Origin of the sequence: Onishia taeanensis (assembly GCF_013349955.1) — a bacterium.
Classification (GTDB): Bacteria; Pseudomonadota; Gammaproteobacteria; order Pseudomonadales; family Halomonadaceae; genus Onishia; species Onishia taeanensis_B.
Window position 1 is genome coordinate 131288 of sequence record NZ_JABVXC010000002.1, and the last position, 14335, is coordinate 145622.

Annotated in this window: 14 protein-coding genes; 1 reads left to right on the top strand and 13 read right to left on the bottom strand. The window is 65.1% G+C overall.

Annotated elements, in window-relative coordinates:
- Positions 1–92: 92 nt before the first annotated feature.
- From HUS66_RS03385 to HUS66_RS17620, 3 genes are read right to left on the bottom strand one after another with little or no spacing between them, the layout of a single operon-like run.
- Entirely contained in the window at positions 93–1031 is a 939-nt protein-coding gene (locus tag HUS66_RS03385; RefSeq protein WP_175069560.1) for an electron transfer flavoprotein subunit alpha/FixB family protein, read from the bottom strand.
- A 14-nt stretch (positions 1032–1045) separates the two neighbouring features.
- Positions 1046–1795: an electron transfer flavoprotein subunit beta/FixA family protein gene (locus HUS66_RS03390; RefSeq protein WP_175069561.1), complete on the bottom strand. Its 750-nt coding sequence runs from the start codon at positions 1793–1795 to the stop codon at positions 1046–1048.
- 54 nt (positions 1796–1849) lie between these two features.
- Positions 1850–2041 (bottom strand): hypothetical protein, encoded by a 192-nt coding sequence (locus HUS66_RS17620; protein WP_217487894.1) that lies wholly within the window; start codon positions 2039–2041, stop codon positions 1850–1852.
- 245 nt (positions 2042–2286) lie between these two features.
- Here HUS66_RS17620 and HUS66_RS03395 point away from each other — a divergent pair, with 245 nt between their 5' ends.
- Positions 2287–3954, top strand: a complete 1668-nt coding sequence (locus HUS66_RS03395; protein WP_175069562.1) for an electron transfer flavoprotein-ubiquinone oxidoreductase — start codon at positions 2287–2289, stop codon at positions 3952–3954.
- Between the two features lie 418 nt (positions 3955–4372).
- Here the strand turns inward: HUS66_RS03395 and HUS66_RS03400 are convergent, their stop codons facing one another.
- The 10 genes from HUS66_RS03400 to fabF form a co-directional block, all read right to left on the bottom strand.
- Entirely contained in the window at positions 4373–5212 is an 840-nt protein-coding gene (locus tag HUS66_RS03400) for a sulfurtransferase (RefSeq protein ID WP_175069563.1), read from the bottom strand.
- A 62-nt stretch (positions 5213–5274) separates the two neighbouring features.
- The gene (locus HUS66_RS03405; protein WP_175069564.1) at positions 5275–7548 is read right to left on the bottom strand and encodes an ATP-dependent helicase; all 2274 of its coding nucleotides are present in this window, start codon (positions 7546–7548) and stop codon (positions 5275–5277) included.
- Positions 7545–8105, bottom strand: a complete 561-nt coding sequence (locus tag HUS66_RS03410; RefSeq protein WP_175069565.1) for a DUF1285 domain-containing protein — start codon at positions 8103–8105, stop codon at positions 7545–7547. Before HUS66_RS03410 ends, HUS66_RS03405 begins: the two co-directional genes overlap by 4 nt.
- A 30-nt stretch (positions 8106–8135) precedes the next feature.
- Positions 8136–8963: a TatD family hydrolase gene (locus HUS66_RS03415; RefSeq protein ID WP_175069566.1), complete on the bottom strand. Its 828-nt coding sequence runs from the start codon at positions 8961–8963 to the stop codon at positions 8136–8138.
- Positions 8964–9004: 41 nt separating this feature from the next.
- Positions 9005–9340, bottom strand: coding sequence for a PilZ domain-containing protein (locus tag HUS66_RS03420; RefSeq protein ID WP_175069567.1), 336 nt, complete (start codon positions 9338–9340; stop codon positions 9005–9007).
- A 38-nt stretch (positions 9341–9378) separates the two neighbouring features.
- Complete coding sequence (locus HUS66_RS03425; RefSeq protein ID WP_175069568.1) at positions 9379–10374, bottom strand: DNA polymerase III subunit delta'; 996 nt, start codon at positions 10372–10374, stop codon at positions 9379–9381.
- Positions 10371–11039 carry a dTMP kinase gene (gene tmk, locus HUS66_RS03430; RefSeq protein ID WP_175069569.1) on the bottom strand — a complete coding sequence of 223 codons (669 nt, stop codon included), beginning with the start codon at positions 11037–11039 and terminating at the stop codon, positions 10371–10373. The genes HUS66_RS03425 and tmk overlap by 4 nt, the downstream gene beginning before the upstream one ends.
- A 13-nt stretch (positions 11040–11052) precedes the next feature.
- On the bottom strand, positions 11053–12060 hold the full coding sequence (mltG, locus tag HUS66_RS03435) for an endolytic transglycosylase MltG (RefSeq protein ID WP_175069570.1): 1008 nt from the start codon (positions 12058–12060) through the stop codon (positions 11053–11055).
- 33 nt (positions 12061–12093) lie between these two features.
- Positions 12094–12897, bottom strand: coding sequence for an aminodeoxychorismate lyase (gene pabC, locus HUS66_RS03440; protein WP_175069571.1), 804 nt, complete (start codon positions 12895–12897; stop codon positions 12094–12096).
- A gap of 7 nt (positions 12898–12904) precedes the next feature.
- Positions 12905–14143 carry a beta-ketoacyl-ACP synthase II gene (gene fabF / locus HUS66_RS03445; protein WP_175069572.1) on the bottom strand — a complete coding sequence of 413 codons (1239 nt, stop codon included), beginning with the start codon at positions 14141–14143 and terminating at the stop codon, positions 12905–12907.
- Positions 14144–14335 lie beyond the last annotated feature (192 nt).

The window sequence follows — 14335 nt, forward strand, 5'->3', positions numbered from 1 at the left end:
CAACCAGCAGGCCATCACATCGATAGCGCATACCAAAAGACCGGCCTCCCCGAAGGAAGGCCGGTCGCAGACGATCGCACTACCATGGCGGTTTAGAGCTTGCTTTCGAGCTCCGGCAGGATTTCGAAAAGATCGCCAACCAGGCCATAGTCGGCCACCTGAAAAATCGGCGCTTCCTCATCCTGGTTGATGGCAACGATCACCTTGGAATCCTTCATACCCGCCAGGTGCTGGATGGCACCACTGATGCCCACGGCGATATACAGATCCGGCGCGACGATCTTGCCGGTCTGGCCGACCTGCATGTCATTGTGCGCATAGCCAGCGTCCACGGCGGCACGCGAGGCACCGATGGCGGCACCCAGCTTGTCGGCAATACCGTCGAGCAGCTTGAAGTTCTCGCCGTTGCCCATGCCACGGCCACCGGAGATGACCACCTTGGCGGCGCCGAGTTCGGGTCGATCACTCTGCGCCAGCTCCTCTTTGATAAAGCTCGACTGGGTGTTGTCTACCACCTTGTCGACCGACTCGATGCCGGCACCGCCGTTGGCCGCCACGGCGTCGAAGGCAGTGGAGCGCACGGTCATCACCTTGAGGGCGTCATCGCTCTTGACGGTCGCAATGGCGTTGCCGGCATAGATCGGGCGGCAGAAGGTGTCGATGCCCTCGACGGCGATGACGTCGGAAAGCTGGGAGACATCCTTTAGCGCGGCGAGGCGCGGCATGACGTTCTTGCCGGTGGTCGAAGCGCTGGAAAGCACATGGCTGTAGCCATCGGCCAGCTCGACCAGCAGCGCGCCCAAAGGCTCGGCCAACTGGTGGGCGTAAACGGCGTTATCCGCCACCCATACCCGGCTGACGCCATCGAGCTTGGCCGCCGCTTCGGCAATGGCGCTGACGCCTTCACCGGCCACCAGCACGTCGATATCGCCACCGCCGGCCCTGGCAATCTCCTGCGCTGCGGCTACCACATGGGCCGTCGTACCGGCGAGCTGTCCGTCGTGATGGTCGGCAAGTACCAGAATGCTCATGAGATCAGCTCCTATCAAAGCACTTTGGCTTCGTTCTTGAGTTTATCGACCAGCTCATCCACCGAGCCCACTTTGACGCCGCCCTTACGCTCGGCCGGCGCTTCGACCTTGATCAGGCTAACCTTGCTGCCGGTGGCCACGCCGTAGTCTTCTGGCGTTTTGACGTCCAGCGGCTTCTTCTTGGCCTTCATGATATCCGGCAACTTGGCGTAGCGCGGGTCGTTGAGGCGCAGGTCGGTAGTGACGATCGCCGGCAGCGACAGCTCGACGGTCTGCAGCCCGCCATCGATCTCGCGGGTCACCGCAACCTTCTCGCCCTGGACATCCACCTCGGAGGCGAAGGTACCCTGAGGCAGGCCGGCCAGCGCCGCCAACATCTGGCCGGTCTGGTTATTGTCGGTGTCGATGGCCTGCTTGCCGAGAATCACCAGGCCCGGCTGCTCTTCGTCGATCACACCCTTGAGCAGCTTTGCCACCGCGAGCGATTCGACCTTGTCATCGGTCTGCACGTGGATGGCGCGATCAGCACCCAGCGCCATGGCTGTGCGCAGCTGTTCCTGAGCCGCCTTGGGACCTACGGTCACGGCGACCACTTCGCTAGCCACGCCCTTTTCCTTGAGGCGGACCGCTTCTTCCACGGCGATTTCGCAGAAGGGGTTCATCGCCATCTTGACGTTGGTGAGATCGACGTCGGAGTGATCCGGCTTGACGCGGATCTTGACGTTGTAATCGATGACGCGTTTGACCGCGACCAATACTTTCATGGTGTCCTCGCTGTACGCTGGGGCCTCGCTGAGGCGTTACTCGGGATGGCGCTATCATGCATCGGCCGCCCCGTTATCACCGATGGGCAGGTCGTTATATTCATTCGTTAAGTGCATGATCAACCAACAAATCCCGGGCAGGTGCGTAATCTGCCACAGGGCCAGTTTCGCCACAATATTGACGACATGAATGGCCCTGACCGGGCCATGATCCCATCCATTGCTATTCGGCAGCATCGTCGTCAAAAGCCACCGTAAAAAGAGGCGACAGAAGCGACTTTCGTCGTTCGTCGAGCCCCGTGCTGCAACGCTTTTCTATCAGTATGCTTACCATGGGCGAGACATGGAAGCAAACGACCGTTTAAAATTATACGCTCTCAATCAAGTCGGCTACCCCAGCGGGCTCTAATACCGCACAATAGTCACTATAAATCTGGCGTAATTCGCACGGGCATTGCCAGACCGCGGCATCGAATAAGAGGAGAGATCAAGTGGAAGAGCAAGAACGCGAATACATGGATTTCGACGTGGTCATCGTCGGCGCCGGCCCCTCCGGCCTAGCGGCGGCCTGCCGTTTGATGCAGCAGGCAAACGAGGCCGAGCAGGAACTATCGGTGTGCGTCGTGGAGAAAGGCTCTGAAGTCGGCGCTCACATCCTCTCGGGGGCGGTCTTCGAGCCCCGCGCGCTGGCCGAGCTCTTCCCCGACTGGGAAAGCCGCGGCGCCCCGCTGACCACGCCCGCCATTCGCGATGAACTCTATCTGCTCAAGGACGCGGACAAGGCCCAGCGACTGCCCAACGCCCTGGTGCCGAAGTCCATGCATAATACTGGCGGCGACCAGACGCGCTATGTCATCAGCGCCGGCAACCTGTGCCGCTGGCTGGGCGAGCAGGCCGAGGAACTCGGCGTCGAGATCTTCCCTGGCTTCGCCGCTCAGGAAACCCTGCATGACGAAGACGGCACCGTGCGCGGCATTCTGGTCGGCGACATGGGCCTGGGCGCCGACGGCGAGCCCAAGGACGGCCACATGCCGGGCATGGAGCTGCGGGCCAAGTACACGCTGTTCGCCGAGGGTGCCCGCGGCCACCTAGGCAAGCGCCTGATCGAAAAATTCGACCTGGATGCCGGCAAGGATCCTCAGCACTACGGCATCGGCCTCAAGGAGCTGTGGGACGTGCCGGCCGAGCAGCACGAGCCGGGGCTGGTGCTGCATGGCTCCGGCTGGCCGCTGGACAAGGACACTCACGGCGGCTGGTTCCTTTACCACGCCGAGAACCAGCAGGTAGTCGTCGGGCTGATCATGGATCTTTCCTATCAGAACCCCTACCTGTCGCCCTTCGACGAATTCCAGCGCATGAAGCACCACCCGGTGCTCAAGCAGTACCTGGACGGCGGTAAGCGCGTGGCCTACGGTGCCCGCGCCATCACCAAGGGCGGCCTCAACTGCCTGCCCAAGATGACCTTCCCCGGCGGCCTGCTGATCGGCTGCGATGCCGGCACGCTCAACTTCGCCAAGATCAAGGGCCTGCACACTGCCATGAAGTCCGGTCTGGTAGCCGCCGAAAGCGTCTTCGAGGCCTTGAAGGCCGGTGACGAAGGCGGCAATGAGCTCACCACCTTTACCGAAAAGTGGCAATCCAGCTGGGCCTACCAGGAGCTCAAGGAAAGCGCGAGCTTCGGTCCGGCGATTCACAAATACGGCACCGTGGGCGGCGGCGCCTACAACTTCCTCGATCAGCTCCTGGGCGGCAAGCTGCCTAACGTCCACGACACCACCGCCGATTATGCCGCCCTCAAGAAGGCCAGCGAGTGCGACAAGATCGACTATCCCAAGCCCGACGGCAAGCTGTCCTTCGACAAGTCCTCCTCGGTGTTTCTCTCCAACACCAACCACGAGGAGGACCAGCCCTGCCACCTGCGCCTCACCGATCCCGAGGTGCCGGTAAGGGTCAACCTACCGGAATACGCCGAACCGGCCCAGCGCTACTGCCCGGCCGGTGTCTACGAGATCGTCGAGGACGATGCCGGCACGCCCAAGTTCCAGATCAACTTCCAGAACTGCGTGCACTGCAAGACCTGCGACATCAAGGACCCGGCCCAGAACATCACCTGGGTGGCGCCGGAGGGCGGCGGCGGGCCTAACTACCCCAATATGTAAGGGAAAGTCTGATACATTGCTGCGCACGGAATCCTGGCCGCCGGCGGTACTCTGATCGCCGGCCCGTTCGGTGTCCTCATGTAGCAGGCTACCCCAATATCTAAGCCGGTCAGAGCGGCAGAATCGGCATGCACGGCGAGCGATTTCGCCGGGACGCCGGCGCAGCGAGAGCCGGGCAGCGCGAATCGACAGGGATGTCGATTCAGGGCCGGCAAGAGGGACCTTGTTCCGGCCCGAGCGGGTCGCCCGGCTCGCGAAGCGTCGGGGTTTCGTCCCGGTGTCAGCGAGCCGTTCCGTGCTGATGGCCCCCAGGACCAGGACTCATAAAAACGCCCCGCAGGCCACACTGGCTTGCGGGGCGTTGTCGTTGAAGGAAGCTTGCCTTGCCTATCGCGGACTCGAGCGCTTCCTTGCCGACTCACCCTTTCCCGGTGGCGATGGGTCGGTCGGGGGCTCGAATCCAGTCACTCCAGGAGCCGGCATAGAGACGCGGCAGCGGAAGACCGGCGATGGCGTAGGCAAGAATGTCATGGCAGGCGGTCACGCCGGAGCCGCAGTAGGCGATCAGCTCGTCGCCGGCCTGGGAATCAACATTGGCCAGCTCGGCGGCAAGCTGCGCGGCCGGCTTGAAGCGCCCGTCGGGGTCCAGATTGTCGGCACTGGGCCGACAGCAGGCACCGGGAATATGACCGGCCACTGGGTCGATGGGCTCAACCTCGCCGCGAAAACGCGCCAACGCCCGGGCATCCATCAGCTTCGATTGCCCCGGCGTGATGTCGGCAGCGCTCACCAGGGCGCTGTCGTCAAGGCTCGGCTGCCAATCGCTGGAGGCCGGCGCCACCGTCTCGCCGGCCTCCAGCGCCCCGCCGCTGGCCTGCCAGGCCGACAGACCGCCGTCGAGCACGCGCACATCGGCATGTCCCGCCCAACAGGCCAGCATCCACCAGGCCCGTGCAGCGGCGAGCTGGCCGCCCATATCGTCATAGACCACCACCGGCACATCCGGGGTAATCCCCAACCGCTGGATCACCGCCGTAAAGGCCTCATGGCTCGGCAGGGGGTGGCGACCGCCCTCGCCTGCCGGTGCCGACAGATCCTGTTCCAGGGCCAGGTGCTGACTGCCCGGCAGGTGGCCGCCCCGCCACAGGGCTCGCCCGGCGTCAGCGTCATCGAGCCGGGCACGACAATCGAACACCAGCGGTCGACGTGATGACGCCTGGGCGGCGGCGAGGGAAGCACTATCGATCAGTGGGTTCATAGCATGTCTCTCTTGGCGGGCTCGTAATAGGCTCCTGACGGACTCTCGGCCTGGGTCCTGCCCTATTCGGTGACCGGCGCTGCCGACAGCGGCTCGATGGGGGCACGGCTGGCAATCAGCCGGCGCTTACCGGCCTGGGCAAAGCGGACTTCGATGACCGGATCGCGTGGATCGCCCTCGACGAGGTCCACCTCCCCTTCACCGAATACCGCATGTCGCAGGCGCTGGCCAACGCTGAACAGGAAACCGGCCCCCGATCCAGCGCCGCTGACACCCCGGCTAGCAGAGGCGTCGGCCTTTATCGTCACCGCAATCGAGCACCCCTGAGCGGCGAGATAGCGCTCGGCCAGGGCCGGCTGCTCAACCTCCAGCGGTGCCGGCACCGGCGGCTCGGCGACACCCTCGCCGTATGCCGTAGGGTGCGTACCGCCGTGAGCCCTGCCCTCATTCAGCGCCTCGGCCAGTCGCTGGCAGTCCTGCCAGGCGGTCTCGGCGATAAAGCGGCTGGGCCGATGCTCGCCGCCGTCATGCAGCATCAAAAGCTGTTCCCGGGCGCGCGTGATGGCGACATAAAAGAGCCGGCGCTCTTCCTCGAGACGCTCGTCGCTGAGCGGGTTCTCGCGGCTGTAGTGGGGGAAATCTTCCTCGTTGGTGCCCCACAGGGCGACGAGTGGCCATTCGAGACCCTTGGCGCCGTGCACGGTAGTGATCAGCACGCCATCCTCGCGGCTCTCGACCGGTTCGCGCAGCAACGCAATGAAGGCGTCGGGGTCGTGGGCAAGTTCCCCGGCCTGTTCGATCAGCACGTCGAGTAGACGCACGTCCTCCTCGCCCTTCTCACGGCGGGCCGCGGCGCGTTTGAGAACCTTCTCGGCATCCAGCCGCTCGACCACATGGGTGAGCAGCTTGGCCGGTGGCCAGGCCGTCAGGCGCGGCAGCTCGCAGAGCAGTTCCCAGCGCCGCTTGAGGTTACGACGCTGCAGGGGCTTGAGGCTCTGCAGCAGCGGGTCCTGACGATCCGGCCAGTTCTGGGTCTCGGCCAGCCGCTGCGCCAGGGCACCCAGCCGTTCCCGGGCGACGAAGGGCGTCGGCTGGGCAAGCAGTAGCTCGAGATGGCCGGGGTCCTTGAGCAGCTCGGGCTGACGGGCCAGCATCAGGTAGCCGGCCAGGGCCTGCACCAGCGGCAGGCGGAACACGAAGCGGTCGTCCCGGGACAGCCGAAAGGGGATGCCGGCCCGCAGCAGGGTCAACTGCACCGACACCGATAGCGCCCAGCTGCGTACCAGCACGCAGCTCTCCGAAAGCATCCGCCCCTGACGCTGCCAGCCGATGAGCGCCTCGGCGAGCCGCTGCCCGCCCTGCGCCACCCGAAGCGTGGTGACCGGGTTGTCGGGAATCGCCAGGCATAGCTGATCCGGGCGACGCCGGTTGGCGGCGATGGCATGGTTGGCGGCCAATGCCAGGGCATGGCCATGGCGAAAGGTGGTCGACAGCGGATAGTCCCGCGCCGCACCGAAGATGGCGGTGAAGTCGTCGAGCATGGTGTCGGGGCGGGCCCCGCGCCATTCATAGATGCACTGATTGGCATCGCCCACCGCCATGACCGCCGCCGTCTCGCCGGCCAACAGGGCCAGCAGCCGCTGCTGGGCGGCGTTGATGTCCTGATACTCGTCGATGATCACTTCGTCGAGGAAGCCCTGCACCCGCGCCTTGAGCGCCGGTTCACGCTCGAGTGCCTTGAGCGGGCGATACAGCAGGTCGGCGTAGGTCATCTGCTGATGGTCGGCGAGCAGGGTCTCGACGGTATCGAAGGCCTCGACGAAGTGGCCGGTATCGGCGCTGTAATCGAGGCGCTCATGCAGCTCGCTGGGGTCGGCGAGTTCGGCCTTCACCAGCTCGCAGAAATGCCCGAATGCTTCCAGACGATCGGGCTCAAGGGCATCCTCCAGCCGCGCCTGGTCACCGGCCAGTGTCTGCTGCACGGCCTGGCGCAACAACCGCTCGCGCTGCCAGTCGGCGGCCAGCAACTGGCGCGGCGCCAGGGCTCCCCAACGCGTCAGGCTCTGGGTCAGACGATGGCCCAGTGAATGAAAGGTGCGCACATCGGGCAGCGGTGTGCCGGCCGGCGCCCGGGCCACCAGCTTGGCGGTAAAATCCTCTCGGGCGGCGCGATTGAACATCAGCACCAGCATGCGCCTGGGCGGCACGCCGGATGCGAGCAGATGCAGCACCCGGGCCACCAGGGTGGTGGTCTTGCCGGCACCGGCCACGGCGGCCACCCGCGCATGCCCGCCGGGATGACCGACCACCGCCTGCTGCTCAGCGGTCAGCCTCACGAGCCCTCCTCGGAAAAGCGGCCCAGCGGTTGCCAGACGCCGGCACTCTCGATGCCCAACTCCTGTTGGGGCGCGCCACCCTCGCTGACCATCCGGCTCTCGGCCTGCTCGACCAGCCGATAGTAAACATTGCGATGCAACCGCGCCGCCAGACCAAAACGCACCGGCACCGAGGGGATATCCCGATCCAGGCTCAAGCGATGATCGCCATCCAGCGTCAGCCGATCGCCGACGTTGGTGGTTAGGGTCCAGGCGCCGTCATGGTGGTCGGCATCGACGATCAGGAAGGCGCAGTCCTCGACCTCGACCCGCCACTTCTCGACCGGCGTCAGCAGGTAATGCTCCCCATCGTCCTCACGACGCAAAATGGTCGAGAGCAAACGCACCAGCCGGCCACGAGCGATGGGCTTGCCCTCGTGCCACCAGTGACCGTCGGCCCGGATGCACAGATCCATCTCACCCGACAGCGGCGGGTGCCAGTCCTCGAGCGGCGGAATCGCCCCATCGACCTCGATATGCCCCAGCAGGGGCTCTAGCGGGGGGTGATTGATCGGCATCGGATGTCCTCCTCGACGGCGGCGACGGGCTCAGATCAAACCGGATTGGGCCAGGGACTCCCTGACGTCGCCGGGCGCTTCCGGCACGGCGGCACGGAAGAGTCGATAGAAATTGGCGGTGCTCTGCATGGCCACTTCATCGACGCTGATGCCACGCTCCGCGGCGATACACTCGGCCACCTCGACGACCCACTGGGGTTCGTTGGGCTTGCCACGGTGCGGGACCGGTGCCAGGTAGGGACTGTCGGTCTCGATCAGCAGGCGATCCAGCGGAATCTTGCGCGCCAGCTCGCGTACCGCCTTGGCATTACGGAAGGTGACGATACCCGACAGCGAGATGAAGAAACCGTGGCGAACCGCTTCCCGCGCCATGTCCAGGTCCTCGGTGAAGCAGTGCAGCACGCCGCCGACACTGGGGTCGGTGTACTCACGAATCAACGCCAGGGTATCCTCGCGGGCCTCGCGGGTGTGGATGATCACCGGCAGTTCGAGCTCGGTGGCGGCCATCAGATGGCGGCGAAAGCGCTCGTACTGCACCGCCCGAGACACGCCATCGTAATGATAGTCGAGGCCGGTCTCGCCGATGGCGACCGCTTCGTGACGTTCGGCACATGCCTTGATGGATTCCACCGTCGGCTCTTCGGCCACCTCGTGCAGCGGATGCACACCGGCGGAGATCACCACATCGTCATGCGCGCGGGCAATCTCGGCGAGCCCGGGCACGTCCTCGAGGGTCACGGCGATGGCCAGGAACTGGCGCACACGGCGGGCTCGAGCGGCATCGAGTGCGGCATTCAGGTCGCCATCGTGGGCGCTCAGGTCGAGACGATCGAGATGGCAGTGGGAATCGACAAACATGGGTCACTCGGTCAGCGAAAAAGAGGGAAAACGAGACAACATCACAGGGTATAGGTCGGGGCGCCCTTATCGAGCTGGCCGGCCAGCAGTGTCTCGATGTGGTTGCGCACGCCTTGGTCCTCATCACGGAAATGCAGGCCTATGCCCGGCACCCGCCGGCCTGTGACACCCGGCGGCGAGACCCAGACCACCTGTCCGGTGACCGGGTAGCGCTCTTCATCGCCGGGCAGGGTCAGCAACAGCAGGACTTCCTGATCAAGCGTATAGTGCTCGCGGGTCGGCACGAAGATACCGCCCCGCTCCAGCGAGGGCATGTAGGCCGACAGCAGGGTCGGCAGATCCTGAATCGTCAGTGACAGCGCTTTCTGACCGGCCATGATGATTCCTCGTGGTCAATGGAACGACGTGATTGGCGCTATGAGCGCAGCAGTGCCGACCAGCGCACCAACCAGGCTTCCAACACCAGTTGGGGGTTGGGGTTACCGCCGGAGGCAAGCAGGCGACGCTGCTCGCGAGCGAAGTCGAGCAGCCGGAACCAGTCGCGCACCCGAGCATTCTTGACGGCCTGGCGGTATAACGGCAGCAGATCCGGGTTGCGCAACGCCGCGCTGTCACCGGACAGGCCCAGGCGGATCAGGTCCTCCAGCCAGCCGATACCGTACCACAGGATGGCCTCGACCGATTGGCCGGCCAGTCGCGAGGCCTCGGCCACCGGCTCCGCGCCCCGCACCAGGGCATCGAACAGCTCATGCAGGGTCTGGCGCAGTTGACGGGCCTCACCGGTCGCCAGGTCACGGGCCAGCAGCGGCAGCCCACCGGCCACCTGCAGCCAGAAGGCGGCATCCTGATGTTCCCCCAGTGCCTCGACGAGCCAGGCTTGGCACGCCTGCGGTTCGGGCGTGGCCAGCCGCCACTGCTGGCAGCGCGAGCGCACGGTGGGCATCAGCCGCGAGGGAATCTCCGCCAGCAGCACGAACAGGGTGCTGGCACCGGGCTCCTCGAGACTCTTGAGCAAGGCGTTGGCGGCGGCCACGTTCATGGCCTCGGCGGGCTCGATCACGATGACCCGATGCCCACCTTGCTGGGCGGTCTGATTGACGAAAGCATTGACCTCGCGAATCGGATCAATGCGAATCTGACGCCCCTTGTCCGCCGGGCTTACGCGCTTCAGATCAGGATGATACCCCGAGGCCAGCATCGCACAGCTATGACAGTGTCCGCAGGCGACGTCTCCGGGACGATGGCACAGAGTACGGGCGATCAACGCCTCGGCAAGCGCCTGAGGCCCGACGCCCTTGGGCCCGGAAAGCAGCAGCGCGTGGGGCAGGCGCCCGCCATCCTGAAGGGCGACCAGCTGCTGCCAAAGCCCGGCCTGCCAGGGTAGCGGCGTCGGCATCGTCGCGGCGCTCATCCGCCCTCCTCGGCCGACCCCAGGCCCAGTTGACCCTCAAGCGCTGTGACAATCGCGGCCTGAACGGCCGCGAGGCTCTGGCCGGCGTCGATGACGGCGAAGCGCTCGGGGGCAGCGTCGGCTCGGGCGAGGTAGGCGTCGCGAACCCGGGTGAAGAAACCCAGCCGCTCGCGCTCGAAGCGATCACGCTGACCACCCTGTCCGTCAATGCGCGAGGCCAGGCGTTGCTGGGCGGCATCGGCCGGCATGTCGAGCAGTAACGTCAGGTCCGGCGTCAGCTCGCCCTGCACCAGGCGCTCCAGGGTGGCGATACGCGAGGGGTCGAGGCCACGGCCGCCGCCCTGGTAGGCGAAGGTGGCGTCGGTAAAGCGATCACAGACCACCCAGGCACCACGCGCAAGCGCCGGCCGAATGCAGCGCGCCAGGTGCTGGGCGCGTGCCGCAAATACCAGCAGCAGCTCGGCATCGTCATCCAGCGGCTCGTCGATATCCGGGTCGAGCAACAGGCCGCGAATGGCCTCGGCTCGGGGGGTGCCACCAGGCTCGCGGGTCCGCACCACCTCGATGCCTCGCTCGCCGAGAAACCGACACACCAACTCCACGTTGGTGGTCTTGCCTACGCCTTCGCCGCCTTCCAGGGTGATAAAGCGTCCGCGGGTGTCCATAAGGCTCCTGGCGTCAGCGGTTGAGAATGTAGCGCCGCACGGCGGCATTGTGCTCGCGCAGGGTACGCGAGAAGTGATGAGTGCCGTCGCCCTTGGCCACGAAGTACAGCGTATCGCCCGGCGCCGGATCCACAGCTGCCTCGAGGGCCGCTCGTCCGGGCATGGCGATCGGCGTCGGCGGCAGGCCATCGATCACGTAGGTGTTGTAGGGCGTGGCCTCACGCAGGTCGGCCCGGGTGATGTTGCCGGCATAGTCGTCGCCCATGCCGTAGATCACGGTGGGATCGGTTTGCAGGCGCATGCCGCGTTCCATGCGACGCGCAAAGACCCCGGCGATGGCGCGGCGCTCCTGACTGGCCCCGGTTTCCCGCTCGATCAGCGAGGCCATGATCAACGCCTCATACCGGTTATCGATGGGCAACGGGCGATCCTTGTCGCGACCTTCCCAGACCTCATCGAGGATGGTCTCCATGCGCTCGTGAGCCTGGCGCAGAATTTCCATGTCCGTGACGCCCTTGTGATAGCGGTACGTATCGGGGAAAAACCAGCCTTCGGGGTGCTCGTCGTCACGATCCAGCGCGGCCATGATCTCGGCGTCGCTCATGCCCGCTGTCTCATGAACCAGTTTATCGGCTTCATTCAGGCGTGCGCGCATTTCAGCGAAGGTCCAGCCTTCGGGAATCGTCAGCGGGTAGGTCACCACCTGATCGCTGCCCAGCCGGGCCAGCGCCTCACGGCCGGTCATACCCGGCTCGAGCCGATACTCGCCAACCTTGAGGCTGGGAACCGACGCCGGATCGAGGCGAGTCAGCAGGCGAAACGCCCAAGGATCCTCAAGAATACCACGACTGGCCAGGTCCAATACGACTTGATGAAAGCCGGCACCGGCAGACACTTCGTAGAGCGTCGGTTCAGTGACATTGATCGGCGCGACCAGTCGGCTTTCCCAATAACGATAACCGCCGATCGCCAGCGCAGCCGTCACGGCTAGCAGGGCCAGCAGAATTTTTCCCACTCGCATGATGTCTCCTCAAGGAACCACCGCCGGCCGGGATCAGGGCAACGACGGATAGCCCAGCAGGCGCTGGGCGTCGTTCTGCAATCGGCGATGCGTCTCGCCAATCGTCCAGGTGGTGAGCGCATGGCCATCGCTGTCATCGAGCCGGGTTACCGGCCACAGGCCTTGCAGAGAGTTGCCAAGCCACAGCGCCTCGGTCTGCTCAAGGCACGCCGGCATGGCCTCGACTTCGGCGATCGAGTGCTCGTCGAGCAGCGCCTGACGCAGGGTGCCGGCGACGCCGCAGCGATCGAGCCGCGGGGTTTCCAGGCGCCCGTTACGTTGCCAGAAGAGGTTCATGCAGGTGGCTTCGATAATCCGCCCCTCGCTGTCGCAGAGCAGTCCCTCGGCGATGTCGGGGTCCGACCACTCATCGCGGGCCAGCACGTTCTCCAGGCGGTTGAGGTGCTTGAGTCCGGCGAGCCGCGGCTGAATCCCCAGCCGCAAGGCGCAGTGCCGCACCCGCACACCCTCACGCCAGCGTGACTCGGCGGGGGCAAACGGCAGGTGCTGTACCAGCAGGCGCGGTTCGGGATCGGCCGGCGCCATATAGCCCCGCCCACCGCTGCCGCGCGTCACGATCAGCTTGAGCACACTCAGGCCGGCCGGCGCCCGGGCAGGCAACGGATCCAGCTCGTCACGCTGCGGAGCAGGAAAGCCCAGCCCCTCGCAGCCTCGGGTGAGGCGCGCCAGATGGGCGTCCCACAGCAGAGGCGTGCCGTCTCGTACCAGCACCGTTTCGAAGACGCCATCGCCGTAGGCCAGACCGCGGTCATTCAGCGGCAGCGCTGCCTCACTCATCGTTGACTCAGATCCGGGTGAAAATCAGCGAGCCGTTGGTGCCGCCGAAGCCGAAGGAGTTCGACAGCGTGGTGTCGATCTTCATCTCGCGGGCGGTATGCGGCACGTAATCGAGGTCACAGCCGTCCTGGGGGTTATCCAGATTGATGGTGGGCGGCGCCACCTGATCACGGATCGCCAACACGCAGAACACCGCCTCGACGGCACCGGCGGCTCCCAGCAGGTGACCAATCATCGACTTGGTGGAACTGACCGCCACAGACTTGGCGCCCTCACCCATCACCTTCTGCACGGCCCGGCTCTCGGCCAGGTCGCCGGCTGGCGTGGAAGTGCCATGAGCGTTGATGTAGTCGATGCTGGCGGGGTCGATGCCGGCATCGTGGACGGCGTTGCGCATCGACATGGCAGCCCCGCTACCGTCTTCCGGCGGCGCCGTCATGTGGTAGGCATCGTCGCTCATGCCAAAGCCGGAGAGCTCTGCATAGATGGTCGCCCCGCGCGCCTTGGCGTGTTCGTATTCCTCGAGCACCATGACGCCGGCCCCGTCGGAAAGCACAAAGCCGTCGCGGTCTCGGTCCCAGGGTCGACTGGCCGCGCTAGGATCGTCATTGCGGGTCGATAGCGCCCGCGCCGCCGAGAAGCCCCCCAGGCCCAGCGGCGTGGTAGCCATCTCCGCCCCGCCACAGACCATGACGTCGGCGTCGCCATAGGCGATGGTGCGCGCGCTGTACCCGATGTTGTGAGTGCCGGTGGTGCAGGCGGTGGTAATGGCGATGTTGGGGCCCTGAAAGCCGTGCTGGATCGCCAGGTTGCCGGAGATCATGTTGATGATCGAGCCGGGCACGAAGAACGGCGAAATGCGGCGCGCACCGCCCTTGTTGAGGGCATTGTGGTTATGCTCGATCATCGGCAGCCCGCCGATGCCGGAGCCAATCGCCACACCGATCCGGTGAGCGTTGTCCTCGGTGCACTCCAGGCCAGCGTCGCTGATGGCCTGTCCGCCGGCGGCAATACCGTACTGGATGAACAGGTCCATCTTGCGCGCATCCTTGGGGTTCAGATAAGGACTGATATCGAAGTCCTTGACCGACCCGCCGAAGCGCGTGTTGAACCCGCTGGTATCGAAATGTTCGATGGCGGAAATACCGCTTTTGCCGGCGACGATGTTCGCCCAACTTTCATCGACGGTGTTTCCTACGGGCGTTACCAGACCAAGCCCGGTCACCACGACCCTTCTACGAGGCATCAGCTTCCCTCCAGACTATTCAGGTGGCATGCCGCAGCATACCGACGTTGCAGGAATTATACCTGAACTCCCCGGGGGTGTGTCTCCACCTGGGGCTCCTGCATACTGCCGGCACATCGGCGCCGCGCACCAAAAAAAACGGGAGCCACCCATCGATAGCCAGGGTGGCTCCCGTGTCAGGTCACTTATGTG

Excerpts from the sequence above, each read along its gene's own strand:
- HUS66_RS03400 (WP_175069563.1), bottom strand. The coding sequence starts at position 5,212 with ATGAACCCACTGATCGATAGTGCTTCCCTCGCCGCCGCCCAGGCGTCA.
- HUS66_RS03415 (WP_175069566.1), bottom strand. The coding sequence starts at position 8,963 with ATGTTTGTCGATTCCCACTGCCATCTCGATCGTCTCGACCTGAGCGCC.
- pabC (WP_175069571.1), bottom strand. The coding sequence starts at position 12,897 with ATGAGTGAGGCAGCGCTGCCGCTGAATGACCGCGGTCTGGCCTACGGC.
- HUS66_RS03410 (WP_175069565.1), bottom strand. The coding sequence starts at position 8,105 with ATGCCGATCAATCACCCCCCGCTAGAGCCCCTGCTGGGGCATATCGAG.
- HUS66_RS03420 (WP_175069567.1), bottom strand. The coding sequence starts at position 9,340 with ATGGCCGGTCAGAAAGCGCTGTCACTGACGATTCAGGATCTGCCGACC.
- HUS66_RS03425 (WP_175069568.1), bottom strand. The coding sequence starts at position 10,374 with ATGAGCGCCGCGACGATGCCGACGCCGCTACCCTGGCAGGCCGGGCTT.
- HUS66_RS03390 (WP_175069561.1), bottom strand. The coding sequence starts at position 1,795 with ATGAAAGTATTGGTCGCGGTCAAACGCGTCATCGATTACAACGTCAAG.
- HUS66_RS03385 (WP_175069560.1), bottom strand. The coding sequence starts at position 1,031 with ATGAGCATTCTGGTACTTGCCGACCATCACGACGGACAGCTCGCCGGT.
- fabF (WP_175069572.1), bottom strand. The coding sequence starts at position 14,143 with ATGCCTCGTAGAAGGGTCGTGGTGACCGGGCTTGGTCTGGTAACGCCC.
- tmk (WP_175069569.1), bottom strand. The coding sequence starts at position 11,039 with ATGGACACCCGCGGACGCTTTATCACCCTGGAAGGCGGCGAAGGCGTA.
- mltG (WP_175069570.1), bottom strand. The coding sequence starts at position 12,060 with ATGCGAGTGGGAAAAATTCTGCTGGCCCTGCTAGCCGTGACGGCTGCG.